Annotated in this window: 27 protein-coding genes and 2 pseudogenes; 19 read left to right on the top strand and 10 right to left on the bottom strand. The window is 56.0% G+C overall.

The features are described 5' to 3' along the window. Nucleotides 1-33: 33 nt before the first annotated feature. From ACP7E6_RS22780 to ACP7E6_RS22770, 3 genes are all read left to right on the top strand, one after another. The gene (locus ACP7E6_RS22780) at nt 34-864 is read left to right on the top strand and encodes an alpha/beta fold hydrolase (RefSeq protein ID WP_426232124.1); all 831 of its coding nucleotides are present in this window, start codon (nt 34-36) and stop codon (nt 862-864) included. Between the two features lie 205 nt (nt 865-1,069). Next, nucleotides 1,070-1,816 (top strand): SDR family oxidoreductase, encoded by a 747-nt coding sequence (locus ACP7E6_RS22775; RefSeq protein ID WP_426231991.1) that lies wholly within the window; start codon nt 1,070-1,072, stop codon nt 1,814-1,816. Between the two features lie 91 nt (nt 1,817-1,907). Beyond that, nucleotides 1,908-7,382, top strand: coding sequence for an AAA family ATPase (locus ACP7E6_RS22770; protein ID WP_426231990.1), 5,475 nt, complete (start codon nt 1,908-1,910; stop codon nt 7,380-7,382). Here ACP7E6_RS22770 and ACP7E6_RS22765 read toward each other — a convergent pair. After that, nucleotides 7,339-7,851, bottom strand: coding sequence for a PAS domain-containing protein (locus ACP7E6_RS22765; RefSeq protein ID WP_426231989.1), 513 nt, complete (start codon nt 7,849-7,851; stop codon nt 7,339-7,341). The two genes, ACP7E6_RS22770 and ACP7E6_RS22765, sit on opposite strands and share 44 nt — an antisense overlap. Before the next feature lie 242 nt (nt 7,852-8,093). Between ACP7E6_RS22765 and ACP7E6_RS22760 the strand changes: the two genes are divergently transcribed. The 8 genes and pseudogenes from ACP7E6_RS22760 to ACP7E6_RS22725 all read left to right on the top strand — a co-directional run bounded on the left by ACP7E6_RS22760 (nt 8,094) and on the right by ACP7E6_RS22725 (nt 13,256). After that, nucleotides 8,094-8,432, top strand: coding sequence for a DUF2934 domain-containing protein (locus ACP7E6_RS22760; RefSeq protein ID WP_426231988.1), 339 nt, complete (start codon nt 8,094-8,096; stop codon nt 8,430-8,432). Between the two features lie 222 nt (nt 8,433-8,654). Further along, complete coding sequence (locus tag ACP7E6_RS22755) at nt 8,655-9,557, top strand: LysR substrate-binding domain-containing protein (protein ID WP_426231987.1); 903 nt, start codon at nt 8,655-8,657, stop codon at nt 9,555-9,557. A 285-nt stretch (nt 9,558-9,842) separates the two neighbouring features. Next, on the top strand, nt 9,843-10,592 hold the full coding sequence (locus tag ACP7E6_RS22750; RefSeq protein ID WP_426231986.1) for an SDR family NAD(P)-dependent oxidoreductase: 750 nt from the start codon (nt 9,843-9,845) through the stop codon (nt 10,590-10,592). Nucleotides 10,593-10,871: 279 nt separating this feature from the next. After that, nucleotides 10,872-11,090: a winged helix-turn-helix transcriptional regulator gene (locus tag ACP7E6_RS22745; RefSeq protein WP_426231985.1), complete on the top strand. Its 219-nt coding sequence runs from the start codon at nt 10,872-10,874 to the stop codon at nt 11,088-11,090. Nucleotides 11,091-11,178: 88 nt separating this feature from the next. After that, nucleotides 11,179-11,424: a hypothetical protein gene (locus ACP7E6_RS22740; RefSeq protein ID WP_426231984.1), complete on the top strand. Its 246-nt coding sequence runs from the start codon at nt 11,179-11,181 to the stop codon at nt 11,422-11,424. A gap of 99 nt (nt 11,425-11,523) precedes the next feature. Then, nucleotides 11,524-11,721 (top strand): annotated as a pseudogene (locus ACP7E6_RS22735) (class I SAM-dependent methyltransferase); the annotation flags it as partial. Between the two features lie 345 nt (nt 11,722-12,066). Further along, nucleotides 12,067-12,747 (top strand): annotated as a pseudogene (locus tag ACP7E6_RS22730) (DUF599 domain-containing protein); the annotation flags it as partial. Between the two features lie 77 nt (nt 12,748-12,824). Further along, nucleotides 12,825-13,256: an OsmC family protein gene (locus ACP7E6_RS22725; RefSeq protein ID WP_426231983.1), complete on the top strand. Its 432-nt coding sequence runs from the start codon at nt 12,825-12,827 to the stop codon at nt 13,254-13,256. 433 nt (nt 13,257-13,689) lie between these two features. On the opposite strand, the gene ACP7E6_RS22720 is transcribed toward ACP7E6_RS22725, so the two are convergent. Continuing rightward, complete coding sequence (locus ACP7E6_RS22720) at nt 13,690-14,586, bottom strand: LysR family transcriptional regulator (RefSeq protein WP_426231982.1); 897 nt, start codon at nt 14,584-14,586, stop codon at nt 13,690-13,692. 122 nt (nt 14,587-14,708) lie between these two features. Here ACP7E6_RS22720 and ACP7E6_RS22715 point away from each other — a divergent pair, with 122 nt between their 5' ends. From ACP7E6_RS22715 to ACP7E6_RS22705, 3 genes are all read left to right on the top strand, one after another. Continuing rightward, entirely contained in the window at nt 14,709-15,695 is a 987-nt protein-coding gene (locus tag ACP7E6_RS22715; protein ID WP_426231981.1) for an MBL fold metallo-hydrolase, read from the top strand. A 110-nt stretch (nt 15,696-15,805) separates the two neighbouring features. Continuing rightward, nucleotides 15,806-16,420: a pyridoxamine 5'-phosphate oxidase family protein gene (locus ACP7E6_RS22710; RefSeq protein ID WP_426232123.1), complete on the top strand. Its 615-nt coding sequence runs from the start codon at nt 15,806-15,808 to the stop codon at nt 16,418-16,420. Between the two features lie 2 nt (nt 16,421-16,422). Further along, nucleotides 16,423-16,896, top strand: a complete 474-nt coding sequence (locus ACP7E6_RS22705) for a DUF1348 family protein (protein WP_426231980.1) — start codon at nt 16,423-16,425, stop codon at nt 16,894-16,896. A 1,103-nt stretch (nt 16,897-17,999) separates the two neighbouring features. On the opposite strand, the gene ACP7E6_RS22700 is transcribed toward ACP7E6_RS22705, so the two are convergent. The 4 genes from ACP7E6_RS22700 to ACP7E6_RS22685 all read right to left on the bottom strand — a co-directional run bounded on the left by ACP7E6_RS22700 (nt 18,000) and on the right by ACP7E6_RS22685 (nt 20,256). Next, nucleotides 18,000-18,239 (bottom strand): hypothetical protein, encoded by a 240-nt coding sequence (locus ACP7E6_RS22700; protein WP_426231979.1) that lies wholly within the window; start codon nt 18,237-18,239, stop codon nt 18,000-18,002. After that, nucleotides 18,236-18,529, bottom strand: coding sequence for a hypothetical protein (locus ACP7E6_RS22695; protein WP_426231978.1), 294 nt, complete (start codon nt 18,527-18,529; stop codon nt 18,236-18,238). The genes ACP7E6_RS22700 and ACP7E6_RS22695 overlap by 4 nt, the downstream gene beginning before the upstream one ends. Before the next feature lie 65 nt (nt 18,530-18,594). Continuing rightward, nucleotides 18,595-19,395: a Ku protein gene (locus tag ACP7E6_RS22690; protein WP_426231977.1), complete on the bottom strand. Its 801-nt coding sequence runs from the start codon at nt 19,393-19,395 to the stop codon at nt 18,595-18,597. Between the two features lie 3 nt (nt 19,396-19,398). After that, a complete protein-coding gene (locus tag ACP7E6_RS22685; RefSeq protein ID WP_426231976.1) occupies nt 19,399-20,256 on the bottom strand; it encodes a Ku protein in 858 nt (285 codons plus the stop codon). A 169-nt stretch (nt 20,257-20,425) separates the two neighbouring features. Here ACP7E6_RS22685 and ACP7E6_RS22680 point away from each other — a divergent pair, with 169 nt between their 5' ends. Together ACP7E6_RS22680 and ACP7E6_RS22675 are read left to right on the top strand one after the other, a co-directional pair. Then, on the top strand, nt 20,426-20,755 hold the full coding sequence (locus tag ACP7E6_RS22680) for a hypothetical protein (RefSeq protein WP_426231975.1): 330 nt from the start codon (nt 20,426-20,428) through the stop codon (nt 20,753-20,755). Then, complete coding sequence (locus tag ACP7E6_RS22675) at nt 20,752-20,982, top strand: hypothetical protein (RefSeq protein WP_426231974.1); 231 nt, start codon at nt 20,752-20,754, stop codon at nt 20,980-20,982. The genes ACP7E6_RS22680 and ACP7E6_RS22675 overlap by 4 nt, the downstream gene beginning before the upstream one ends. Before the next feature lie 115 nt (nt 20,983-21,097). Here the strand turns inward: ACP7E6_RS22675 and ACP7E6_RS22670 are convergent, their stop codons facing one another. The 3 genes from ACP7E6_RS22670 to ACP7E6_RS22660 all read right to left on the bottom strand — a co-directional run bounded on the left by ACP7E6_RS22670 (nt 21,098) and on the right by ACP7E6_RS22660 (nt 22,149). After that, nucleotides 21,098-21,382, bottom strand: a complete 285-nt coding sequence (locus ACP7E6_RS22670; RefSeq protein WP_426231973.1) for a hypothetical protein — start codon at nt 21,380-21,382, stop codon at nt 21,098-21,100. Between the two features lie 346 nt (nt 21,383-21,728). Next, complete coding sequence (locus ACP7E6_RS22665; protein WP_426231972.1) at nt 21,729-21,962, bottom strand: hypothetical protein; 234 nt, start codon at nt 21,960-21,962, stop codon at nt 21,729-21,731. A gap of 1 nt (nt 21,963) precedes the next feature. Beyond that, a complete protein-coding gene (locus tag ACP7E6_RS22660; RefSeq protein ID WP_426231971.1) occupies nt 21,964-22,149 on the bottom strand; it encodes a hypothetical protein in 186 nt (61 codons plus the stop codon). Here ACP7E6_RS22660 and ACP7E6_RS22655 point away from each other — a divergent pair. Next, nucleotides 22,148-22,483, top strand: a complete 336-nt coding sequence (locus tag ACP7E6_RS22655) for a hypothetical protein (RefSeq protein ID WP_426231970.1) — start codon at nt 22,148-22,150, stop codon at nt 22,481-22,483. The two genes, ACP7E6_RS22660 and ACP7E6_RS22655, sit on opposite strands and share 2 nt — an antisense overlap. Before the next feature lie 417 nt (nt 22,484-22,900). Here the strand turns inward: ACP7E6_RS22655 and ACP7E6_RS22650 are convergent, their stop codons facing one another. Then, a complete protein-coding gene (locus tag ACP7E6_RS22650; RefSeq protein ID WP_426231969.1) occupies nt 22,901-23,812 on the bottom strand; it encodes a LysR family transcriptional regulator in 912 nt (303 codons plus the stop codon). 114 nt (nt 23,813-23,926) lie between these two features. Between ACP7E6_RS22650 and ACP7E6_RS22645 the strand changes: the two genes are divergently transcribed. Together ACP7E6_RS22645 and ACP7E6_RS22640 are read left to right on the top strand one after the other, a co-directional pair. Further along, the gene (locus tag ACP7E6_RS22645; protein WP_426231968.1) at nt 23,927-24,691 is read left to right on the top strand and encodes an FMN-dependent NADH-azoreductase; all 765 of its coding nucleotides are present in this window, start codon (nt 23,927-23,929) and stop codon (nt 24,689-24,691) included. Nucleotides 24,692-24,702: 11 nt separating this feature from the next. Beyond that, nucleotides 24,703-25,296 (top strand): NADPH-dependent F420 reductase, encoded by a 594-nt coding sequence (locus ACP7E6_RS22640; protein WP_426231967.1) that lies wholly within the window; start codon nt 24,703-24,705, stop codon nt 25,294-25,296. Nucleotides 25,297-25,323 lie beyond the last annotated feature (27 nt).

Here is a 25,323-nt window from a genome sequence, read left to right as displayed (position 1 = left end):
AAACACAAAGCATCACAAATGGAGAACGAGCCAATGGGTACCGTGAAAGTCAAAGACGGAACAGAGATCTTCTATAAGGACTGGGGAAACAAGGATGCGCAAGCGATCATGTTCCACCATGGCTGGCCGCTGAGCAGCGACGACTGGGATAACCAGATGCTCTACTTCATTAGCCAAGGCTATCGCGTGATCGCGCATGACCGCCGCGGCCACGGTCGGTCCTCACATAGCCGTACCGGGCATGAGATGAATACGTACGCGGCGGACGTCGCCGAAGTCGTCGAAGCACTCGATCTTAGGAACGCGGTTCACGTCGGTCACTCCACGGGCGGGGGGGAAGTGGTGCATTACGTGGCTCGCGCGAAGCCCGGCCGTGTGTCGAAAGCTGTGATAGTAGCTGCGGTTCCGCCCGTGATGCTGAAGTCCGATAAAAATCCGGGAGGCCTCCCGATGGAGATCTTCGATGGCCTTCGAAAGGCCTTGGCCGACAATCGCGCGCAATTCTACATCGACGTGCCGACCGGCCCATTCTACGGCTACAACCGCCCAAACGCCAAGATTTCGCAGGGGCTCATCAACAACTGGTGGCACCAGGGCATGATGGGGGCGGCCAACGCACATTACGAGTGCATCAAAGCATGGTCGGAAACCGATTTCACGGAAGACCTCAAGAAAATCGAGGTCCCCGTTCTGGTGATGCACGGGACGGACGACCAAGTCGTTCCATATGCAGATTCGGGACCGCTTTCCGCAAAACTGCTGAAGAATGCGACCCTCAAGACCTACGAAGGCTATCCGCATGGAATGCTTTCGACGCACCCGGAAGTCTTGAACCCGGAAATCCTCGCCTTCATCAAAGCCTGAGAAAAGCGCGGCGGGCGGCAGGTTTCGCCCGCCTCGTTCCCAACTGTCAGAAACCGCTGGCACCTATCGCGGTCCGATGACCCATCGGAGAGCTGCGAGGTTGTGTCTCACCGAAACTCACAGGCTCTTGCGCCAACTTATTAGCTCTGTAGGCGCGACGAGCGTATTTTGGCGGACGTGCCGCCACACCACAAAGGATAAAGACATGCGACTTCAAGGAAAGATCGCCGTGGTCACCGGCGCAAACAGCGGCATTGGGCTCGCCACCGCGAAGCGATTTGCGGAGGAGGGCGCCAAAGTGTTTATGACAGGCAGGAGACAGGATCAGCTCGATACGGCCGTCGGGGAGGTTGGAGGCGACGCTGTCGGAGTTCAAGGTGACGTCTCCAACCTTGGAGATATAGACCGTCTCTTCGAATTAGTGAAAGCCCAGGCGGGGCATATCGACGTTTTGTTTGCGAACGCGGGCAGTGGCGAGTTTGCTCCGCTGGGACATATTACTGAGGACCATTTTGATCGAACCTTTGCCACGAACGTTAAGGGAACGCTGTTTACTGTTCAGAAGGCGTTGCCGCTTCTGAAGGAGGGATCGTCCGTTATCTTAACCGGTTCGACGGCAGCGTCGACGGGGACGCCGGCGTTCAGCGTCTACGCTGCAACAAAGGCGGCAATTCGGAGTTTTGCTCGCGGGTGGATCGTCGATCTTGGTCACCGCGGCATCCGAGTTAACGTTCTTTCTCCTGGTCCGACTTCGACGCCGGGATTCCATGGTTTGGGATCGACCGAGGAGGAGAAGCGCGAGATGATGCGTATGACCCTTGCCGGCGTCCCTCTCGGGAGAATGGGAAAGCCTCGGGAAATTGCAAACGCAGCGCTTTTCCTAGCATCCGACGAGAGCAGCTTCGTTACGGGCACCGAGCTTTTTGCGGACGGTGGCGTGGCTCAAGTCTAGCATTGCTGCCAGTTGTCAAAGGCTTTGCTTTCGCGCAGGCGAAATGATTTGATCACGATCCGGCTTGTGGGAAGCCGATGGGAGCGTCGTGATGATTGTGTCTCAATCATTATTGGAGCCACTGGTCGAGGGCGGAAGTTCCGCCCTCTACCGCTATGTCTCGCATGAGGGGGGCACCTCGGTTTTGATGGTAACGCCGACGTCGCGCATAGCCCCAAAAGATGCAACGCAATTCCTGAAGCGAGAGCTTGCAATCACCGACTGGTTAGATGCCTCTTGGGCGGCCAAGCCGCTGGGCATCGAACTTCACGATGGAAAGCCGTTCCTGATCCTTCACGATGCAGGCGGACAACCCCTGCGAAAATTTCTGCGCGAGCCTTTTGAAATCGGACGGTTCTTGTCTGCAGCAGTCAATGTCGCCGCCGCCGTCGCAAAAGCACATGGACGCGGCATCGTCCATAAGGACATTCGACCAGAAAACATTCTGATAGATGACGCAGACTGCGTTCGGCTGGCGGGTTTTGGACGAGCGTCGGTGGTGACGGGCGATCTCGATCTGGACGACGCATCCGCGGGAAAACCCGACACGCTACAGTACATCGCACCGGAACAGACTGGCAGGATCAAGAAAAATGTCGACGCCCGCAGCGATCTCTATTCGCTTGGCGTCGTATTTTACGAAATGCTGACGGGTGAACTTCCCTATGTGGCTTTCGACCCTGCGGAATGGATCCATTCTCACGTGGCGAGGCGGCCGATCCCGGTCAATCAACGCGTCGATGGGGTGCCACCAGTTATAGCGGCAATCGTCGAGAAACTGCTGTCGAAGAACTCTGACGACCGTTACCAGAGCGCGGTCGGCCTACAGGTGGATCTGCGCCGGTGCCTTGATGCTTGGATGGCGACGGGTAGGTTAGAGAAGATCGAAGTATCGAGCGAAGAGCCGCGGAACCGTCTCAAAGCTCCAGGCGGACTGTATGGCCGCGCCGAACAGTCCGCGGAAATCAAATCGGCATACGACCGGGTCGCGACAACCGGACGGACGGAGGTAGTCCTGATTTCGGGTTCGGCAGGTGTCGGAAAGTCTTCGATCGTCTATGATCTGCGTGAGACTGTTCAGGCCGCCGGGGGCATGTTTGCTTCTGGAAAGTACGACCAATACACTCGAGATATCCCGTATGCGACCATCGCCGAAGCTTTCCGACGGCTGGTCCACCGAATACTCAGCTTAGGCGACGTCGAGCTGGCTCGTTGGCGCGGCGATCTCCTCGATGCCCTCGGCCCGAACGGGCAACTCATGACTAATCTCATTCCTGAGCTTGCGTTGATAATTGGCGAACAGCCTCCGCCGCCGCCTTTGCAGCCACATGAGGCTGGAGAGCGCTTTCATCTTGTGTTCCGTCGGTTCCTTGGAGTTTTTGCTCACTCGACCCATCCCTTGGCTTTGTTCGTTGACGACGTCCAATGGCTGGATCATGCCACGATTGAACTTCTTGAGAGGATAACAACAGACACTGAATTGCGCCATCTACTCGTAATTTGCGCCTACCGCGATGATGAAGTGCCGCCAGAGCATCCGTTTGTTGCCGCACGGAAGGCCATGTGCGTCGGCGTTGTCGGGCTAACTGAGATCAGACTGACATCTCTTGATCGCGTAGCGATTGGACAACTGATTGCCGATATGCTTGGAGCAGACCCACCCGCAGTAAGCTACCTAGCGACAGTCGTCGAAGACAAAACCGGAGGGAATGCTTTTTTTGTGTTGCATTTCTTGGAGGCGATTGAGGCGGAGGGACTGATCAACGTCGATATGGAGACCGGCGTCTGGCAGTGGAACGAGGGCCGGATACAGGCTTCGCGGATAACGGATAACGTCGCCGACCTGGTTGTGAAAAAGCTGACAAAACTTCCGCCATTGACGTTGGAAATGGTCAAGGTGCTCGCTTGCCTCGGAACAAGCGCGACTGCTGAGATCCTCAGCATTGTCACGGAGAACTCGACCCAGCAAGTCGTGGGGATCCTTTGGGAAGCGGTGGGTGCGGGTCTTTTGTTCCGCATCAACGACGCGTATGTCTTCGCGCACGATAAAGTTCAAGAAGCCGCCTATCGCATGGTCTCGGAAGACGAAAGGGACGCCGCTCATTTCAGGATCGGGAGCGCGTTTATTTCGAAGATCTCGCCGGAAACCCTCCGACAAAGAGCGTTCGAAGTCGCCGACCAGGTCAGCCGCGGCATTCGGTCATTCGCTTTGAGTGAGATTCGTTTCGAAGCTGCTTACGTCTGCCTCGAAGCCGGGAAGAGAGCGAAAGCGACTGCCGCCTACCTTTCCGCGTTAAAGCATCTTCGTACCGGTCTGCTTATCGTGGGGCAAACTGGATGGCAGCGCTATTCGCTGAAATTTCAACTGGAGCTTCAGCGTGCTGAGTGCGAGTATCTTTCGGGCCGGCATGAGGTTGCCGAGAAGCATCTGATGGATTTGGCGCGTCATGCACGAACACGTATAGATCGCGGAGCGGTGGTCGGCCTGCGGTCGTCGCTCTACCTGACGCTCGGTGACCAGGCGAAGGCCGTAGACGTTGCTTTGGAATACCTGCGGGATTTCGGCATCGAGTGGACTGCGCATCCATCCGACAGTGAGGTTCGGGCGGCGGTGGATGATCTATATCGTCTCTTACAGGGACGACCTATCGAGCAACTTGTGGAATTGCCCAAAATGTCCGACCCGGAATGGCTCGCGGCTATGGAGGTGCTCGCCTACACTATTTTGCCGGCGATCCTCACAGATGCAAACCTAGAGGACATCATCTATACACAGATGGTCTCCTTGAGCTTGAGACACGGCAACTGTGACGCTTCATGTTATGCCTACGTCTCCGTTATTATTCCGCTGGGTATTCGGTTCGGTGATTACGCATCGGGCGGCAGATTCGGACAGCTCGGTCTGGAACTTGTCGAGACCGAGGGCATGGCGCGTTTCAAAGCACGTGTCTACTCGTGCTACGGGTGCTTTGTTGTCCCGTGGACGCAGCACATGGCGCTATCGGAGCGATTCTCCCGCAATGCAATCAAACTCGGAGAAGCGACCGCTGATCTCGTTTTCAGCGTCGCTGCCGCTCAAGCCTTGGTATCACAAATGCTGATCTCGGGGACCGAACTCTCGTCGGTGGAAAACGAGGCGCAAAACTTTTGGGAGGACGCGAAAAGGACGGGATTTCTGCTCGCGGCAGACGCAGCCGTTGGCCAACTCCTTTTTATTGAAGACCTTCGCGGGGAAGATGATTCCCACCACGCGCTCAAACTCCCAGATAGGAAATCCTACGAGCAATACCTTCTGACCGCAGGCGAACGGTTGAAGCTCGTACTTGCCTGGTATTGGATTCACCGGCTGCAAGTTCTTTTCTTACAAGGCGACTACCATGGCGCGCTGGACGCCGCACGAAAAGCGGGCAAGAACACGAGCGCTAGATCATTCATCGAGGTTGCGGAATATCATTTTTACAGCGCGCTCACCCACGCCGCGGTGGCTAACGACGTCCCGACGACGGAACGACAGATACACCTCGACGCGCTCCGTATTCATAAGACGTACGTTGACACCTGCACGGAGGCCAGCCCGGAAAACTTTAGCAATCGAAGCCTTCTTTTGGCCGCTGAGACGGCGCGTCTTGAGGGTAGGCAGATAGAAGCTCTCAGCTTATACGAGCAAGCGGTTTATTCGGCAAGGCAATATGGTTTCATTCAAAACGAAGCTGTTGCAAACGAGATGGCGTGGCAATTTTGTGCAAAAGCCGGCTTGGCAACGTGTTCAGCAGCGTTTTTACGAAAAGCCCGATCATGCTACTTGGCCTGGGGAGCGATAGGGAAGGCTCGAGATCTAGGGCTCCGATATGAAAAAACAGCAGACGAGCTGCGAGAGGAAGCTGCCTTGTCCGAGTTCCAGCAACCGGATGTTGCCGCGGTCTTGACCATGGCGCAGGCCGTGTCCGGCGAGATAGTTCTTGAGCGGCTCATTGAACGGTTGATGATAACGGTGCTGGAGCATGTTGGCGCCGAGCGGGGCGTTCTTCTACTTCGGGAAGAAGGTCGCTTGGAAGCAGTTGCAGAGGCAACAACGGCGCAGGAAGGGATCTCGGTCGTGACCAAGCGCTCGGGTAGCGTGGTTCTACCGCATGCAATTCTGCAGTTTGTATCGCACACGCAAGATGTTGTGATCCTAGACGATGCATCGAAGTCGGACCTATTCAGTGCCGATGACTACTTCAAACATGCAGGGTCGGTTTCTGTTCTTTGCCTGCCTTTAATCAGGCAGAAGCAACTCGTTGGCGTGCTCTATCTCGAGAACAGTCTGTCATCCCACCTATTCACTCACGACCAGGTAGCAGTGCTCAGAGTGCTTGCTTCGCAAGCAGCGATTTCGCTTGAAAACGCTGGCCTTTATCGTGACGCCCAGAACAATCAGGAGCTGGCTCGGAGGGCGGCTGAGGAACTTCGCGTCTCCTACGACATGGTTCCTGCTCTTGTCTGGAACACGCAGCCGGACGGCAGCTACCCTGTTTTCAACAAGCGGTGGCATGACTACACTGGAATCTCTGAGGAAGCTGCGCGCGAAGGTGAGTGGGTGGCCTCGTTCCACCATGAAGACAGGGAGAAGGTGGTCTTAAAATGGCAGCATCTCCTCGAGGCTGGAATCGCAGGTGAGATTGAAGCCAGGATCTTGCGATACGACGGACAACCGCGCTCGTTTCTCCTTCGGGTCGCTCCCCTCAGAGACGAACATGGCGCGACGCTCAAATGGTTCGGGACAAGCACCGACATCCACGACTTGAAACGCATTGAGGAGGCACAGGAACTTCTCGCTCGCGCAGGTCGATTGACTGCCTTGGGAGAGATGACCGCGTCAATTGCCCACGAGGTGAACCAGCCCTTGATGGCGATCGTCACCAACGCGGCGACATGCATTCGTTGGCTCAGCCACGACCAGCCCGACATTGAAGAGGCCCGGCAAGCGGCCGAACGTATTATCCGCGATGGTCATCGCGCCGGGGACGTGATCACAAGCATTCGAGCGTTGGCACGTAAATCGCCACTGGTGATGGAGAACGTCGATGTAAACAGCATGATCGAGGATGTTCTCGCACTAACGCGTGGCGAGTTACAAAAAAACAGAATCCAGCTTGAGGCCGTACTGAACCCAGCGACCTCATCGGCTATCGGCGACAGGCCCCAGTTACAACAGGTCGTGTTGAACCTCATGTTAAACGCCGTTGAGGCAATCAATGCCTCAGGATTCGCCCCAGGGAGAATCCAAGTGCGATCCGATCGGCTCGACAGCGGCGACGTACGCATCATGGTGACGGATAATGGTCCCGGCGTCGCAAACGTAGACCAGTTGTTTGACGCGTTTTACACCACCAAGCCAGGTGGGTTAGGAATAGGGCTTTCCATATGCCGCTCCATCGTTGAGGCGCACGGCGGCAAGATCTGGGTAAGTCCTGCAAAACCACTCGGAAGCACGTTTTGCTTTACGTTGAAGGCGGGGGAGGTGGTGGATCCAGCGCTAAGATGACCTCGGAAAGCCTCAAAGCGACGTCGCTTCGCCCTAGCTGCTCCGCCAGCAATGCGGCGCCGACACATGCCTTGACCAGTCGGTCATCGTCGGTTGGCGTTGGCTCGATGGGATATACGATGCCAGCAAATTGCGTCAGCTCGCGATTGTTGGTGCGAAAGCAGCGTCCGAAAGATGCCACCGGTCGAAACTCGTTCCCAATGCCGCGTACACGATATTCGCAACGGTAACCCCCGTCCATCGTTATTGCATTGTGGATTTCAAGCGCTACCCGACTCAGGTCGTCCGGGTGAACACGGTCGAGGTAGCAAGCCATTCGCTGTCCTTCAAGAGCGCTCCTAAGGCTGAAGCCAAAGAGCTCGGCAACTGCGCTATCCCCAAAAACCAAGTCTGCGCCGAGATTCCACGTGAAGATTCCGGCCTCTGCAGAATGTGAAATAATGGCATTGTACAAGTCATTTTCAGGCATCGAGAGCGATCCCAACTGCGGTGAAGCGCAGGTGTTCTAACAACTCCTAGAGGAAAATTCAACTTAAGGATGATTGATCTCACAAGATCTCTCACCAACACGCTGGTCGATAGGTAACGTAGCGGACGCCATTTGAAGGCACCGAGAGCCGCGACCATTATGCAATCGTGCTTTTCGGAAATCCGCTCGACTTTAACTGAAGTACGATTGTTAGGAAGGCCTGCATCAGAAGGAGAAGCTCGATGGCTAAGGGTATTCGGACATCGCGTGCCGGAACGAAGTCCGGTAAATTTACACAAAGAGAGCTCGGCTCAGCGGAAGAAGCTGCCGAGCGAATTAAGCGCCGCGCCTACCGGATATGGGAAGCCGAGGGTAGCCCGGACAACCGCCATGATGAACATTGGCTGCAAGCGGAGCATGAGGTGATGCACGGGTTTGACATTCTCGAGGGAGATGACATTCCCAATCTCGCGGCGCTACGGGAAGCCGCGCGCGAGCACACCGACGCATTCATCGTTGCAACTGATCTGATAGATGCTGATCAGCGCGAGGCGACGCCGGGGATGCGCGAGCAGCCTTGACCCTGAGGGCTGGCTTGCTAGTCGAACGAGACAAAGGGCGCCGTTGTCGAGTGACTGGCCATGAAGGGGCCCGACAGATGAGCGCTAAGGGGAACATGCTGAACGAACGGGTTGCTAGCCGAAAACCCAGCGAGTGACTAATGACGCGCGTTGACGTAGGGGTCTGTAGCGACAACGGATTTCCCCCCGTTTTTCAGTGATCAAATATCGCGGTGACCTTTAATGGATAATCTCCTCGCAATGCGAGCGTTTGCGCGAGTGGTACAATCTGGCAGCTTCACCAAAGCTGCTCACACAATGAACATTCCGAACTCGACCCTCACCAAACTCGTTCAGACGCTTGAGAGCGGGCTGAAGATGAAACTTCTAAACCGCACGACGCGGCGAGTAGTCGTCACGCCTGATGGTGAACGTTATTATAACCGACTACTTCCGCTTTTGAGCGACTTCGATGAACTGAATGGCAGCGTCTCGTCGGTGCAGTCGAGGCCTTCGGGAAGAATCAGGGTCGAGATGGCTTCTGCCACCGCTCAGTCCATCGTCATTCCCGCGATTGCCGAGTTTCTCTCCGATTATCCCGACATTGTCGTCGAGTTAAAGATTTCAGATGCCCAGGCAGATTTGATCGGTGACGGTATCGACTGCGTTGTCCGGGCAGGGGCGCTAACGGACCCTTCCTTGATCGTCCGTCACCTCGCGGACCAAAAAATAGTCACGTGCGCATCCCCTGCTTACTTGTCGAGGGTCGGGACACCCCAGACTCCGCGTGATTTGGAACAGTTCCATGTAGGGGTCGCTTACATGAACGCCCATACTGGGGCCTACTTTCCTTTCGACTTCTCTAAGGATGGGCAAAAGGAAGTTATCAGGTGTAACCAGCGTATAGCCGTCGCTGAGGGTGGAGCATATGTTTCCGCCGGGCTGGCAGGCCTTGGCGTCATCCAGGTACCTCTTCACATGGTGAGCCAGCACCTGCAGGAGGGCAAGTTATCGCAAATTTTGGAGGAATGGCTCTCGGATGTCCGGCCCTACTACTTGGTATATACCCCGAATAGGCATGTCAGCGTCAGGCTCCGTGTGTTCATTGATTGGCTATCCCGAACCTTCGCGAATCTCGAAATTTAAAAGTATCTGCGTGTGAGGCCGCCATCGTTTGCTGATGGCGGCTCCAGCAGCCGGTGGACGAGGCCAAGTCCCACTGAAAAGCGAAACTGCCACCCCTCCAATCGAAAAATCCGCATCGATTTTTCACGCCCGTGAAAACTGATCCCACGATGAGAAGCCTAATCAATCCGGCGAACAATACGCATCTAGCCAATACCATTCATGTGAGTGGCGATAGGGCCTTGGCTCGGGCGATCGGACGTCTCCGCATGGCCTCATAGCCAACGTAAGCTAAAAGGAACGTTCATGGGACAGCTTGCTGGAAAAATTGCCGTTATCACCGGCGGTAACAGTGGTATTGGCTTGGCGACGGCGAAGCGGTTTGCCGCTGAGGGCGCCGAAGTGATTATCACGGGAAGGCGACAGGCCGAACTTGACAATGCCGTAAAGGAAATTGGCGGAACCGCGATTGGTTTCTGTGGGGACGTTTCATCACTGGACGATCTCGACCGACTATTTGCTTTGGTCAAAAAGCAGAAAGGGCGTCTCGATATCCTTTTCGCTAATGCCGGTTCGGGTGAATTTGCAGCCCTCCCAGACATTACCGAGGCGCACTTTTCCAAGACGTTCGACGTCAATGTAAAGGGTACGCTTTTCACGGTTCAGAAAGCGCTCCCGCTCATGAGCGCTGGCGGCTCCATCGTTCTGACAGGTTCGACGACCGCTAGCGAAGGCACGCCGTCATTCAGCGTGTATGCCGCTACAAAGGCAGCTATCCGGAGCTTCGCTCGCAATTGGATACTTGACATCAAGGGCAGCGGAATCCGCATCAATGTACTGACCCCCGGCGCGACTTCAACGCCAGGCCTTCACGGCCTCGCAACCAATTCCGAGGAAGACAAAGCATTCACGGAATTTTTGGCAGGACGGACGACAGTTGGCCGTATTGGCCAACCCGAAGAGATCGCGGCTGGTGCGCTTTTCCTGGCATCCGATGAAAGTAGCTATGTCAACGGTATCGAACTTTTTGTCGACGGCGGTTCCGCTCAAATCTGAGGTGTCCATCCCATAAAGGATCAAAACTCAAGATGTCGATCCCGGCGACTAGGGTGAGGATCCGACAGTGCAGTGGTGGGTCGGGGCAATCTCCGACCCGACACCTGCGCGGTGAAGATCCCTTCTGACTGTACAGCTAGTTGGACCGTGACCTAGTTGCACATGTCCGGCATTTCAGACAAAGCTTCTGGTCGTAACCACTTGTCGCTTTTTGCTAGTCATCTGCCAAATGTTTAGCAAGTTTCGCTAGCTCTTGAAGTCATTACCGCCAGGGGCAGGATGGCCAGTGTCAGTTGCTACCTGATACCGATTAAGACTATTGTCGTCGCCCCATACTCGGTACAACTTCGGCTCCCGCCTCACGTTGAGTACGAGCTGACTGACTTTGGCCACAGCCTAGCCAGAGTTCTCGCCCCGTTGCGCGAATGGGGCACACGCCACTCGTCCGAGGTCGCTATCATCGTTCAAAATCGACGCCGAGCGTCAGAGGCGGCATAGCGCCTTCGGTCACCAAAAGCAGCCATTCTGTTAGGGAATCACGAATGTCGGTAATGAGTTATGTTCAGGAGTAGCTGCATCCGGGTTCATGGGCTACGACACGTCAACGGCCAGGTTTGAGCTCTCCCCCGAACAAGGGGCGGTCTTCGCGATCGATGAGAGCCCAGTCAACATGATCGGCGGATACATGGCGCTGGAAGCGGTACATACTGATCGCCGGGAACTACCCACGCCTTTCGTTATGGCGGAGGTGTTTCATGAACTGATCGCTGCAACTGCATGTTTTGTCGCACAGATCGCTTCTTCTGGCTTGGCTACAAGGCCAATTCGTTGAAAAAAACTGGCTCCCATCGTTTGAGTGCGTCGTGGAAGAGCTTGAGCGCAGTGCTTTGGTTGCGGATGTCGGCTGTGCTTTGGCTCGTCGACCCTGATCATGGCAGAAGCGTTTCCCAACTCGCGTTTCATCGGCATCGATTTTCACGCCCATTCAATCGAACATGCGAAGCAACATACCAAGGGATTGGCCAGTGTGCAGTTCCAGACAGCAAGAGCTCAAGACTTCCAACTCTCCGGTTTTGATCTCGTCACCATGTTCGACGCGCTCCATGGCATGGGCGACCCGGTCGGAACCACTCGCCATGTCGCCAAATCCCTGAAGCTGGATGGCGTTCTGATGCTCGTCGAGCCCCTGGCAGGCGAAAGTCTCGCTGACAACCTCAATCCGATAGGGCGGATCTTCTCTGCCGCTTCAGCCAATACCTGCGTCCCTGCAGTACTGGGCCAAGAGGTAGAACCGCATTGGGCGCGCAAGCCGTCGACGCAAGTGTCAAGTGAAGGGTGGTCGCCAACCACCCAGCACGATTGTTTCGGAGCGCAATGTGCGGTCGTTCGCCGCGGGATTCCAACTGATCCGTTGACGAGAACCCAATCAAACCTTCTACTGTCTCGGAAATGTAGGAGGCAGTTCGTGGAATATCTGGATTGGATTGCGATCGTCTTCTTCCTGATCGCCTGGATCGGAATAGAGCCTATGATGGCGGTCGGCTGGCCTCGTCGGACAAACAGCCTTCTTCTCGACATGGCACGTGTGCGCAAAGCCTGGATGCGCGAAGTCCTGACACGCGATAACAACTTCATCGGTGACGCCGCGATTCTTGGCCATACCATCAATTCGGCCTCATTTTTTGGATCCGCCAACCTGATCGTCATTGTCGGAATGAGCAGCGCGCTGTTCATGGAGCCCAATCTTGGCGTAGATACCGGGATCATTGCCAAGTTTACGGATGCCGGTCCGACCTGGTTGTTTCAATGCAAAGTCGTACTCGTAATGACAACCTTGCTGCGCGGATTGTCGGATTTCATCTGGGCCGTCCGCCAAATCAACTATTGTCTCGCCGCCATCGGTGCGAGCCCCTCAAGGGAGGAACAACGCGACATCGAAGCGTGGACGGAAGCGCTGACCCTGGTCGTCAATCCAGCACTGCGATCTTTCAGTGTTGGCGTTCGTTCCTACTATTTCACCGTCATCGCGGCTTTATGGTTCCTTGGGCCGATTGCTTTCATCGTTGCCACAATTTGCGGCGTCGGGCTCCTGATTTGGCGGCAAAGCTGGTCCGACGCCGCCAAAGGCATCATGGCTATCCGCAAGTTGCTGGATGAAAATCCTTCGCCTCCGCCCATCGCAACAATTTCCAAAACTAAAGAGCAAGCCCAACCAAAGATAGGAAAACGGAAATGAAAATCGAACGCACAGCTTCAGCACATTGGACTGGAGGCCTAAAGGACGGGAAGGGTGCTATCTCTACCAAGAGCGGTGCACTCAATTCCTACCCATATGGATTTGCAAGTCGCTTCGAGGGTATCGCTGGAACAAATCCAGAGGAACTCATCGGTGCGGCCCATGCCGGATGCTTCACCATGGCACTTTCTCTGATACTTGGAGAGGCAGGCCTTACGGCGGAAAGATTGGATACGACCGCCGCGGTGACGCTTGAAAGCGTCGACGGTGGCTTTGCCATCACCGCGATTAACTTAAAGCTCATCGCCAAGGTTCCTGGAACCGATGAAGCGGCGTTCAATGACCTTGCGAACAAAGCAAAGGCCGGATGCCCGGTTTCGAAAGCATTGGCAGCGGTTCCAATCACGCTTGAAGTCAGCTTCGGGTGACCTGAGTTTCCCGACTTGGCAATGTGTCCGGGAGATCACTTATCGTCGGTGACGAAGGCATCGGAGAAACGATCGGGCGTGGGCGCCAGGGGATCTACGATGTGGCCATGGATGCTCAGGACATGACCGCGCGATCATGACGTGCTGGAAGCGTTGAACCACGCTTTGGCAAGTGATCACGCTCGGCGCGAAGAGCAAAACCAACGGCTGCATTGCGCCGTCATATCAGCCATAAAGGCAAATCATCGGACTGCCGGCGAGCAGGCATCGGCCCGGCTGCGGCGTGACGTCGCCTGTGCACCAACGCGTAAGTTAACTCGCCGGTGGCGGATGTCCTTTCCGATCCGCACGGGCAAGCGATCGTCAATGCAGGACGATCGACTACCAGTGAGCCGGACCGCCATTGACGGAGGCGCGTCTAATAGGTGGAACGCTAAAATGACATCCGCGCGCGCAGGCGCGGGCCGATCCAGTCAAGGAAGCGCCGCACCTTCAGCGACAGCGGATCGGCTGGTCCGCGAATAACATTTACTGGCAGCGGCTCCGGTGCGAACTCCGCCAACAATTCCTGCAGAGCGCCAGAGTGCAAATGTTCGTTGATCTGGTAAGAAAGCACGCGAATAATGCCGATGCCGGCCAGCGCAGCCTGAATGGCAGCCTCTGTCGTGTTGACCGCGAGTTTGAGGCGTGGTTCGACGGCGAAGGCCGCGCCGTCCCGGCGGTATCGCCACTCCGGGGCGGTCGCGAACCCCTGAAAGCTTATGCCATCATGCGAGGCGAGGTCTTCCGGCTGACGAGGTACTCCTCGGCGGGCGAGATAGTCGGGGCTGGCGCAGATCACCCGGCGGACGGTACCAACCCGTGTTGCAATAATCGCGCTGTCCGGCAGGTGTCCGATCCGTAGGGCTACGTCGACGTGCTCATCCGTCAGACTTAGCTGCCGATCAGTGAGAGTCAGCCGCATGCTGATATCGGGTTGTTCCTTGAGGAATTCGAGCACAATCGGCAGCAGATGGCGCTCGCCGAAGGCAATCGGCGCGGTCACGTGCAGCCCGCCACGCAGCGCTCCATAATCGCCGCTGGCCTGCCGTTCCGCCGCGTCCAGTTCCTCGAGAATGTGACGTGACGCGGCGATAAAGGCGCGTCCCTCATCCGTTAAGGCAAGGCCGCGGCGGGTGCGCAAGACCAAGCGAACGCCAAGATGCCTTTCAAGATCGGCCACCTTGCGGCTGACCGTGGCCAGCGGCGCATTCAGCCGCCGTGCCCCGGCAGATAGACTGCCGGCATCGACCACGACCAATAGCACCGCCATCGCGTCAAAACGATCCATCGAAGCCTTCCATTAAATGAGAAGAATGTTTCCACAATACCAAGATACCCAGTTGTTTATGGATGTCATAGCCTTTGCGTCGCCATAGGTCCCACCGTGCTGCTGATACGGAGAAAGATGTTATGCCCCAACTTTCACGTCGCGCTTTCGCTGGCGCCCTGCCTCTCGGCCTCATCGGTGGAAGCCTCCTCGGTCCAGGCCTGCTCGGCGGCTCCCCCGCCCGTGCGGCGACGCAGGTCGCTGCCAAGGCGCCTGTTGCGGTGAACCCGTTCGCGCAGATCCGCATCGGCAGGTTTACTGTTACGGCGCTGACGGACGGCTATGCCGACATGCCGTATGACTACTTTCCGGGACGCTCGGCGCCCGAGGTCGAGAGAGCGGCAACCGCACAGTTTACCGCCCGGCCAAGTGGGGTCCGGTTCCTCTTCAACCAATATCTCATCGAGGATGGCGAGCGCCGGATCCTGATCGATGCCGGTGCGGCAGGTTCGATCGGGCAAACGGGACAGTTGCCACAGGCACTCGCCGCGCTTGGACTGCAACCCGAGCAGATCGACGCGGTCATCGTAACGCATATGCACCAAGACCACATGGGCGGGCTTGTTCTGGGGGGCAAGAACAACTACCCCGGCGCCGATCTTTATATCGATCGTCGCGACGTTGCCCACTGGACCGATCCAGCCAAGCGTAACGGTTCACCTGATTACCTGCAGACGAGCTTCAGGATGGCGGAGGAGGTCGTGCGGCTATACCCGAGGCTCCAGGCGATCGACGGAGAGCGCGAAATCATGAGGGGTGTTTCGATCGTCGACCTGACCGGCCACACACCCGGTCATATCGGCGTTCGGGTCGAAGATGGCGGGAAGAGCATGATCATGGTTTCGGACATGATTTTTCCCGTTGTGCATCCGGCCGCGACCGATGTGTTTTTCCTGTTTGAACAGGACCGTGCTGCTGCGAAAGCCATGCGTGATCGCTTCTATCCGCTAGCCGCGTCAGAGGGTGCGCTCATCGCTGCCACGCACATGCCTTTCCCTGGCCTTGGCCGTATTGTCGCCGATCGTGGGGAGATGCGTTGGCAGGTCGCGGACTGGGCCCTGCAGGACTGACGTAAGCGATTAGCGGTCTGGACGCTAAAATTGCTAAGAACTAATGGGCTTAACAAGATAGATCGCACCGTAAGACAGTGATGGGAGCTTGCCGGAACAGGGGATTAATGATGTCATATCGCTTCCTTGAGGTTGCTGTGACGCCGCGCGTCAGAGCCGCTCAGGCGGACATGGGTGTGGAACAGATCCGGTTGGGTTCTGACAGCCGGCCAGACGCTCTCACAGAAGAGGAGGTCGCCTTCATCGCGGCATGTGACAGCTTTTATATGGCATCCGTCTCCGAAACGGGCTGGCCGTATGTTCAACATCGTGGAGGAAAAGGCGGCTTCCTCAAGATCGTCGATCAGCAAACATTGGCCTTTGCCGACTACAGGGGGAATCGCCAATATATAAGTGCCGGCAATTTCGCCGCCAACGATCGGGCCTGTCTATTTGTAATGGACTACGTGCGACGGGCTCGGCTCAAAATATATGTCCACGTTGAGCGGTTGACGCTCGGCGCCGACCAGGGCCTCACCGAACTCGTGTCCGATCCCACCTACAAAGGCCGAGCAGAGGCGATTTTCAGGCTTCGGCTTGAGGCGTACGACTGGAACTGCCCTCAGCACATCACCCCGCGCTACACCGAACAGCAGGTTGAACAGGCAGTCGCCCCTCTTCGTGAGCGACTGCAGCGATTGGAAACAGAAAACGCGACGTTGCGAGCCCAGTTGGGAGGACCTTGAAGATGAGCAAAGCTCCGCGACCACCAGTTCCCCCATTCACGTTCGAAAGCGCAGTCGAGAAAGTGCGGCTTGCCGAAGACGGATGGAACAGCCGTGACCCAGCTAGGGTTGCGTTAGCGTACACCGTGGACAGCCAGTGGCGGAACCGTGCGGAGTTTGTCACTGGGAGGGAAGCGATTGTGGCGTTCCTTTCGGCAAAATGGCGGCGGGAGCTCGACTACCGTTTGATCAAGGAACTCTGGGCGTTTAGCGACACTCGTATCGCCGTTAGGTTTGCCTATGAATGGCACGACGACAGCGGGAACTGGTTCAGATCGTTCGGGAACGAGAATTGGGAGTTTGACGGCAGCGGCCTGATGCAAAAGCGCTATGCCTGCATCAACGACTTGCCTATCCGCGCCGACGACCGTTGCTTTCAGTGGCCGCTTGGTCGCCGGCCTGATGATCATGCCGCGCTCAGCGAACTCGGTTTTTAGTCGAGCCTGACCGTTCTCTTTTCATTTGGGACTGAAAGGTCGCGGCTCAGGAGCCAATCTTGTATCGAAGTTTTCAGAACGCTCATTTCTAGAAAAGGAAGACGCCATCGAGGTAACCGACGCCGGAGAGCTTCACGTGCACCGCAGCTCGGCCGATCGCAAATCTCTGCACCGAGGTTCCGGATGTGTCCTGCTTTGACAATTTTGACAACGGACTGTCTGTCTCCGGCCCCAAAGGACTTGATCGCCCGTAAACCCGAAAATACGCGCAGCCGCCGAGCGGCCCGGATATCGCTTAATTCACAACGAAAGTCCGAACAGGCGAATGGATTGTGAAATCTCCCACGTCACTGGCGCGCGTTAAGGAAAACCAGCCCGTCTAATGGCATTGCCAATGCCGGTCTATTTGGAACATCCGCCAAACCCATCCCACAGTCGCTTGCCGGCTGCTCCCTGCATCGCGTTTGTTTCTCGCGGGCGCGCATCACGTTGAATGCCTTCGTTGGCATTCGGACGTAAACGGATATGGCGTCAACCAATTACCCCAGGCTCGCCATCAACCTTGCTCCACGACAGCGCTCGATCACAGTTTGTGTTGCGTAGCACGGGAGAGTGAAAAGCACGTCGCGGAACCTTCCCGTATTTTCGAGGTTATGAATATGCCGCATCGAGTACGCGCGGCAATTTTTATCACCTAACCCTTTGGCCCGCTGTGCACCCACGGCGGGCCTTTTGTTCCTGCTCCAACAGATTCGGCCGTTTCCCCTGGTGGCTTATCAGTCGCAATCGAGTTTCTGGCGAACAATTGCTCCCACTCAAATGGCCAGTCTCTGCCACGAGGGCATACAGCGGTCTCGGCACTGTCCTGAGGCGATGCCGAGGCTTAACTCATACAACGCGGTGCGGCCGCTGGCCGAGCAGTGGGCCGGTCAAAGAAAAAGGCCACCTTTTACCGACCTTACCCAGTCGCCGCAGAGCAAGTGCCAGTACATCCGTGGTCAAATCCTGTGGGCGAGCTCTGTGACCCAATATGGACTGATGATGTGTTGGCTTCAAGTCGATCAACAGCTGTAGGGAGCCACCTCATGTTGTCCGAACTTGGCTCAATCGATAACCTCAGTCTCGTCATCAACCTTTGTCCACGTCATCGACCATTCGTCCATACCCCCGTTATGGGTATAGGTGCCGTGATCATGCACCTCGGCATCTAGCGAGACGAACTCTGGCGGCGCTACGCCGGGAAGATCCAGTACGCGCAGATACTCTCGAAGTTCGTCCAGATCGCTGACCTTTTTGATATCCTGTCGGCCGGGTTTCGAAATCGTCCACGCATAAAGGGTCATGATTTTTTGCTCTCATCCACATATGCTTTGACCAACCTGTCGGCTGAGGGGAACGCACCGAAATCGGTAGCATCGCCGCTGTCTGCCGCGTCCTCGTCGGGATTGGGATGATCCGTGTACATAATGCGCAGATTTTTCAAAACTTCTTCCATGGCGTTGATCGTCTCGATCGTGCCCCAGCCATGGGTCGTTGCTCGATCGAGTATATCTTGCAGGGATCCCTCAACCTCTTCCTGACAGAGCAGATGACGATCCTCGTGGGATACCGGATATTTGGGCGTATTAATCATTTTTGTCCTCCAATCGTGCAGAACTGGAGTTTGATCTCGTTTGTTCCACAGCATGGCGCGCCGGGTTAACTGCTGCGCCGCTTGCTCTCTTCCAAGCTTTGCTTCAACGCAGCCATGATGTCGATGACGTTGTCCTTGGGCCCGGTCGGAGATTTCTTCACAGCCGATTTCTCAGGTTTTTTCATCGCCTTCTTCTTTTCAGCGATCAGCTCAAGCAAGCGATCCTGGATTGGATCCGTGATTGGTAACCATTTCTTCGTTTGCTGTTTGATCAGCTGTTTCATCAGAGGGGCAAGGCCGCCCTCGGGTTGCGCCCTGATGTTTGAGAAATACTCTTCCGCGGGTCTCACCTCATCGCCGTAGCGCAGCGTCCATAAGACGATGCCGTCGTCACGTGGCTCAAGCATCACAGCGCGCTCGCGCTGGCCGAACACCAGGCGGGAAATCCCGACGACATTCTCTGAGCGCATGGCGTCGCGGATGACGGCGAAAGCGTCTTCCCCGACCTTGTCATTGGGAACGAGGTAGTGCGGCTTCTCCAGCCAGATCCACTCGATGGAGTCGCGCGGGGTGAATAGATCAATCTCAATAGTCCGGACGCTTTCAAGAGCCACCGCGTCCAGCTCTTCCTCCTCAAGAACGATGTAATCGCCTTCGCCGCGCTCGTATCCTTTCACCTCATCGTCCGGATCAACCTCCTTACCGGTGAGGCTATCGACATAACGAGAGGCAACGCGATTGCCGGTCGCACGGTTCATGGTGTGAAAGCGCACCTTTTCGCTGTCGCTGGTGGCGGGAGATAGGGCAACGGGGCAGGTGACCAACGATAGTTTCAGATAGCCTTTCCAGTATGGTTTGACGGCCATGGCTTAGCCCGCCTTCTTGCGAGCAGCCGGCCGTGCCGCCGGAGTTGCCCGCTTTGCTGCAGCTGCCCGGGGTTTGGTTGCCCGCGCCGATCCAAAGCCAGCACTCATGCGTAGCGCTTCCATGAGGTTGGTTGAAGGCTTGACCTTTGGCTGTCTCTTCACCGCAACCGACCTGCCTTCCAGCTTCGACTTCACGAGCTCGGCCAGTGCGGCGTCATATCGATCGTCGAAGGTTCGAGGATCGAACAAGCCCGCCTTGGTTTTGATAATGTGCTTTGCCAAGTCGAGCATCTCGCCCTCAATCTTCAACGCCGGGATATCGGCGAATGCGTCCTTCGCCGAGCGCACCTGATAGTCGAAGTTCAGAGTGGTCGCGATAAGCCCATCGCCGTGAGCGCGGATCAAAACTGTTCGAAGCCGTCGAAAAAGCACTGCCTGGGCAAGTGCCCCGACGTTGGATTCCCGCATTGCGTCGCGGATCAAAACAAACGTTTCCTCGCCGATCCGATCGGGAAGGAGATAATAGGGCTTGTCAAAGTAAAGGTCATCGATTTCGCCAACCGGCACGTAGGACTGAATTCGGAGCGTCTTGTCGCTCTGGGGGACAGCTGCGGCCAGCTCTTCCGGCTCGAACAAAACGTAGCGATTGTCATCGACCTCATAGCCTTTGATCTGATCCTCTTTTTCAACGACCTTCCAAGTGTTTATGTCGACATATTCGCGCTTCACGCGGTTGCCAGTTTTTCGGTTGAGGGTGTTGAAGCTCACGCGCTCTGATGTAGACGCAGCGCTATGCAGCGCAACAGGGGAACTGATCTCGGCAAACTTCAGAAAACCCTTCCAAAGAGCACGTCCGGCCATATTGATCTCCCGATGAGCGCGGATCCCATGAGGGCAGAGTACGTTTGTTCCGGTTAATACGCGAATCAATTGTGGCATTTAGCATTCTGTCTATAGTAAGATGAACCAATCCACGGGTATTGCGTTGAAGGAGTCTGTTTCCGCAATCCCATGACAGGAGGGTGATGCAATGAATGCGCAACTCCATATCGACGGGTCGTTCCAGGCCATGCGACAGGCCTTGGATGAGGCCAACCGGGAATTCGCGAATACAGGCGCGGATCGTCACAGAGACGCCTTGCAGCACCTCGGCCGCGTGGTGATGAACTCGATCGCTGCTATCATAGAGACCGACGGCGGAACCGACGGATATCTGTACGATGCAGATGGCATCGCACAGGATATTGAGGCTGGCTATCACAAGTTGCTTGAACAAGAAGAGGCCGCCGAGCCTGACCTCGCGCCGCAACAATCAACTCACGGAACGTGGAACCTTAGTCAGCAGGGGGTAGGTCGATGATCACTGGCACGGATTTGCTGCAGATTTCTCTTGCCCGCGTCAATATGGATCGGACCGATCTGGAGACAGCCGGCGTAATCGAACGAGGGGAAGCGGGCGACAAAGCTTGGTCTAACTTCGGTCGAGATATGGATACCTTCATTCTAAAGCTACCCGAAGAGCGCCGTGCCGCTCTGGCGGCAGCAATCCAAAGGCAATCCGGTGAAAGTTTAGGGCTATCTCACTAATCCCCCGAATGAGGGATGCTTGAGCTAAACCGAAAGTGGTATTGATTTGGCCGTGAGTGCGGCGCGACCTCACCACCCCGCGCATCCGGTTTCGCGGGGTGGACTGCGACTTGGCTTATTTCGTTACCGTCCCTGTGTCAGCGTCCAGCGGTTCTTGATCGAGATGCTCCACCGCCTGGACTGCAAGTTCCTTGGATGCTGCATAACCCTGGCGGACCCCGAGCCGGCTGATGTCATCTCGGGTTCGGTTTGACCACTGCCACGCACCTTCCGCGCCCAGCCTTCCCTCCAGCGTCACTCTTCCGATTTTTCTCTCGCCGTCGTAGCCTACAAAATCATAGTCGGGCGAGAAGTAAGTTGGTAGCCATCGATAATCGTGTTGTACAATCTTCGGGGACATCGCTGTCCACTCCTTCCCGTGAGAAATTTGTCCAAGGTCGCCCGGCCCCATTTACGATTGAGGGCGGCAAAATGCGCCTCCGTGAAGCAAAAGGAAAGTTGTTTTGGTAACTCCTTGCGGCGGCGAGGATTTCCCCAGCTGGATAATACGCCACGACATCCCCCTCAGTTCCGCGCCTCCGACAGCCCATTCCAGTAGTCTGTCGCCAAATGCTCGATGCAGCGCCAGTCAGTTTCTCCGCTGCCGCGCTCTTTCCCGAACGATCCCCACTTCACGCACCCCTCATGACCGCACCAGTGCTCGAAATGCACCGGAGAGTTGGGGTGAACATTTGACCTGTCGTCGCTCATGGTCGATCTTTCATTTGACGACTTTGGCCGGGTAGGACCCGCACCTGGTTTCCCGGCAGCAGCTCTATGAGCTTCTCTTGATCCAAAGCTATCAGGGCGTTAACAATCTCGTGCTCGCCGAAACCCTTGCCAACCATGGGAACGCCCACACCGTAAAGACTTGTAGCTTCAGTTCCGAGCCCTTGCAGGATATCCAGTAGTTCCGTCCTGATCTCGTCGTAGCGACTCACATCAATCCTGCGCGATCTGCATATTGAAGGTGATGCGCCGAATCTGAAGAACATCTTCAAGGGCACTGATGGCGTCGTGCTCGCCCAGGCCTTGCGCCATCAAACTGTCGATTGCCTCGGCGACCAATATCGAAGCGATACTTCGGCTTTCCCACTGCCGGTCGACACATTCAAGATTGTCAGGCATGAGCATTCTCCTCTACAAAGTCCCGTTCGAAGCTCGGCTGCCAACCACGGGTAAACCCGATGCTCATGCCAATCTGCGTGACGGCCAGCTGCTCCTTCAGAAACTTAATGTCAGCCAGAAGGGTTCCAATGGTGGCGCGCACGTCGCCACTATGGAAGGCGAGGGCGGCGGCGATATCATCGACCGGGCCGGAAAATTGGATATCATGCGCGGCGGCGCTGATCGTAGGCATGGATTATCCTTTTCCATCGCCGGAGCAATGGATCAAACGTGCATAAATTTCAGATTGGCGTTCCGCATCCGCCGTGGATGTTCCTATTATGTTCTTGATTGAGGGAGAGTCAAGGCCATCCGAAAAGCTTCGCGATCGATGTGCTAAGTGATATCGAAATAGCGACTACGGCCGCGCACCGACGAACAGATAAAGAATGATGTCGAAAATTTTGCCACCCATCCGCAACTCCGGAATCAAAGCATTTTACGCGCCGGTGGGAAGGTAAGACTTAACGTTCGTGGGATGCCAATGAAATCAACGGGCTGTTGTTAGCACCAAGGCGTAGATTTCAGGGATACCCATACTCGTGGCGGAGATGGTCGGACATCTCGGCCGTTAGTGGCAGCATGCGGGCGAGGGGCAGGGTGCTCGATCAGGGTTCGATTCTTCGTTGCGAGAGCCATGAGCTGTCTGCCAACGATAGAGCAATGGCATTACATTGATGGCTCGAGCGAACACCGCGCGGATTATAATTCGTCAACTTCGTTGTTCGATCACATTCACGCCAGAAAGCATGGTGATTAACTGGTCTTCTGTTTGAGACGGCGTATGGCCTCTTCTGCGCGAGACCATGAATGTCAATGGGCGAAGGTGCCATGCATACCGATCGACCTCGACGAGCGTTCCATTGGCGAGATCGTCGGCGACGAGGTCTTCTGGCATATGTCCCCAGCCTAATCCAGCCTTGAGCAGGTCGTGTTTTGCTCCCAATTCATTGACCATCCAACGCCTTTCGCCAGCGACCGACACAGACGATTTCTCAGCATTGGGCTGGTTGTCGGTTACGACAATCTGGACATGCCGGCCGAATTCGTCCCGCGACGCCGCACCATCGAAACTGGCGAGTGGGTGCGATGGGGCGCAGACGGTCACCATGACTGCATCGCACAGTCGGTGCCTCTCGATCGCGCTCGGTTTCAACTCCGGAACATCAGCGGCGGTAACCGCGAACACGCATTCGCCTTCAAGAACCAATGCCTCTCCGCCCTGCATCGTCGTCATTCGAAGGTTCACCACCGCGGTGGGCGATTCCAGGCTGATCTGTTGCAGGCATGCGATCAAGTGTTTGCGTGGAAAATAGACATCGACGGCGATCGAGAGTTGCGGCGCGCCTGACTTAAAGATCGAACGGGCGCGTGTCTTCATCTCTTCGGTGCGCGCGATAACAGCCCTTGCGTCAGGAAGTAAACTCTTGCCCGCGGGACTAAGCGTTGCGCGCCGCGTATCGCGTTCGAAAAGTTCGACAGACAGCGCCGTTTCCAACGCGGAGACGGCATGACTGACCGCAGACTGCGCACGACGAAGGCTTTTCGCCGCCTCGGAAAAGCTCCCGGCATCACACACGGCCACGAAGGTACGAAGCTGGTTGATAGTCACGCTGTCAAGCATTGGCTTATCCAAAGAGTAGATCGTTAGCAGCGATATTACGTCAATTACATAGATAAGATAAAGCGCCTAAATACTTCTCACGACGTCGCCACTCTTAACTTGGAAGGCCATCCGATGGCTCAACAAACGAATGTCCTCACCACATCGGGCCGATGGTTCGAGAAGGTCCTAAGGCTATTCAAAGCCAAGCCTTCGTCCCCGACCATCGCAGCATTGAGACAGACACCGCAGAGGTTCGATATGCCCACCCTTCTAGTAATCGAAGCAAGTCCTCGATACGACTTCTCTACATCCCGCAAGCTTACCGCCGTCTTCGTCGACCGATGGAAGGTCGAAAACCCCAGCGGGACAGTGATTGTCCGCGATCTTATGAAGACGAACCTTCCGTTCGTCGATCTCCCCTGGATCATGGGTGCTTTCACGCCACCAGAAACGCATTCTCCGGAAAGCATCGCGGCAATCAAGGTGTCGAATGACCTGGTTGCAGAACTAAAGGCAGCGGATCAGATCGTCATTGGTACCCCGATGTTCAACTTCTCGATCCCAGCCGTCCTGAAAGCCTATATCGACCATATCGTGCGTGTAGGCGTGACCGTGTCGTCCGACAACAACGGTCTTCTCATTGGCAAGAAGGCAAACATCATCCTCGCGAGTGGTGGCGATTTCTCGCCCGGCTCTCCAGTCGAGAAATACAATCAAGCAAGCGGCTACCTGCGGCAGGTTCTCGGCTGGATAGGGATCGTAGACGTTGATTTCATCCTCGCGGGGCGTGCCCGCGCTGGCGACTATGGCGAGCAGGCCGTCGAGGAATTCGGCGAACTCGCTTCTTCGGCCGCCGCTCGTCCCAGCGTCTCGCCTTTTGCAACTATTGCACCATAGTGGAGAACATCATGACATACAGCATCATAGGAACAGGTAGCGTTGGCCTAACGTTGGCGGGCTTCTTCGCAAAAAACTCAATCCCAGTCCGGGTCGCGAACACACGAGGCCTGTCAGCAGTCGCTTCCTCGATCGACGGCCTTGGCGATGCCGTCAAACCGTCTGCTATAGAGGACGCGTTGGACGCGGACATCATTTTCTTCGCTGTTCAGTTTTTGAACTTCAAGGATGTCGGAAAACTGCGTAGCGACTGGTCAGGGAAGATTGTGGTGGATGTGACAAACTCGGCATTTCTTCCACCAGAGGTCCAGGAGCGCGAGCTGCAAGGCCGCCTGTCGTCGGAGGTAAATGCGGATCGCATTCCGGGTGCAAAGTTGGTGAAAGCATTTAACCAGCTTCCCATGCAGGGCCTGACTGCGCCTGTGCCGGCTGGCGGTCGCCGTGTCATATTCATTTCCAGCGATCACGGCGATGCGAGCGCGGCTGTCGCATTGCTCACGCATGATCTTGGGTTTGCACCAATCGAAATTGGCAAGATTGCCGAAGGTGGTCGCCTTATTCAGGCCAGAAACGCTCTTGTGTTCCAAAATTTGGTCAAGTTCTGATCCAAGGCACCCCAGCAGGGCCGGATC

This window comes from Pararhizobium sp. DWP3-4 (genome assembly GCF_049898205.1).
Taxonomy (GTDB): domain Bacteria; phylum Pseudomonadota; class Alphaproteobacteria; order Rhizobiales; family Rhizobiaceae; genus Pararhizobium.
Note: the sequence above shows the minus strand (reverse complement) of the source record. Positions and strands in the feature narration are given on the sequence as shown.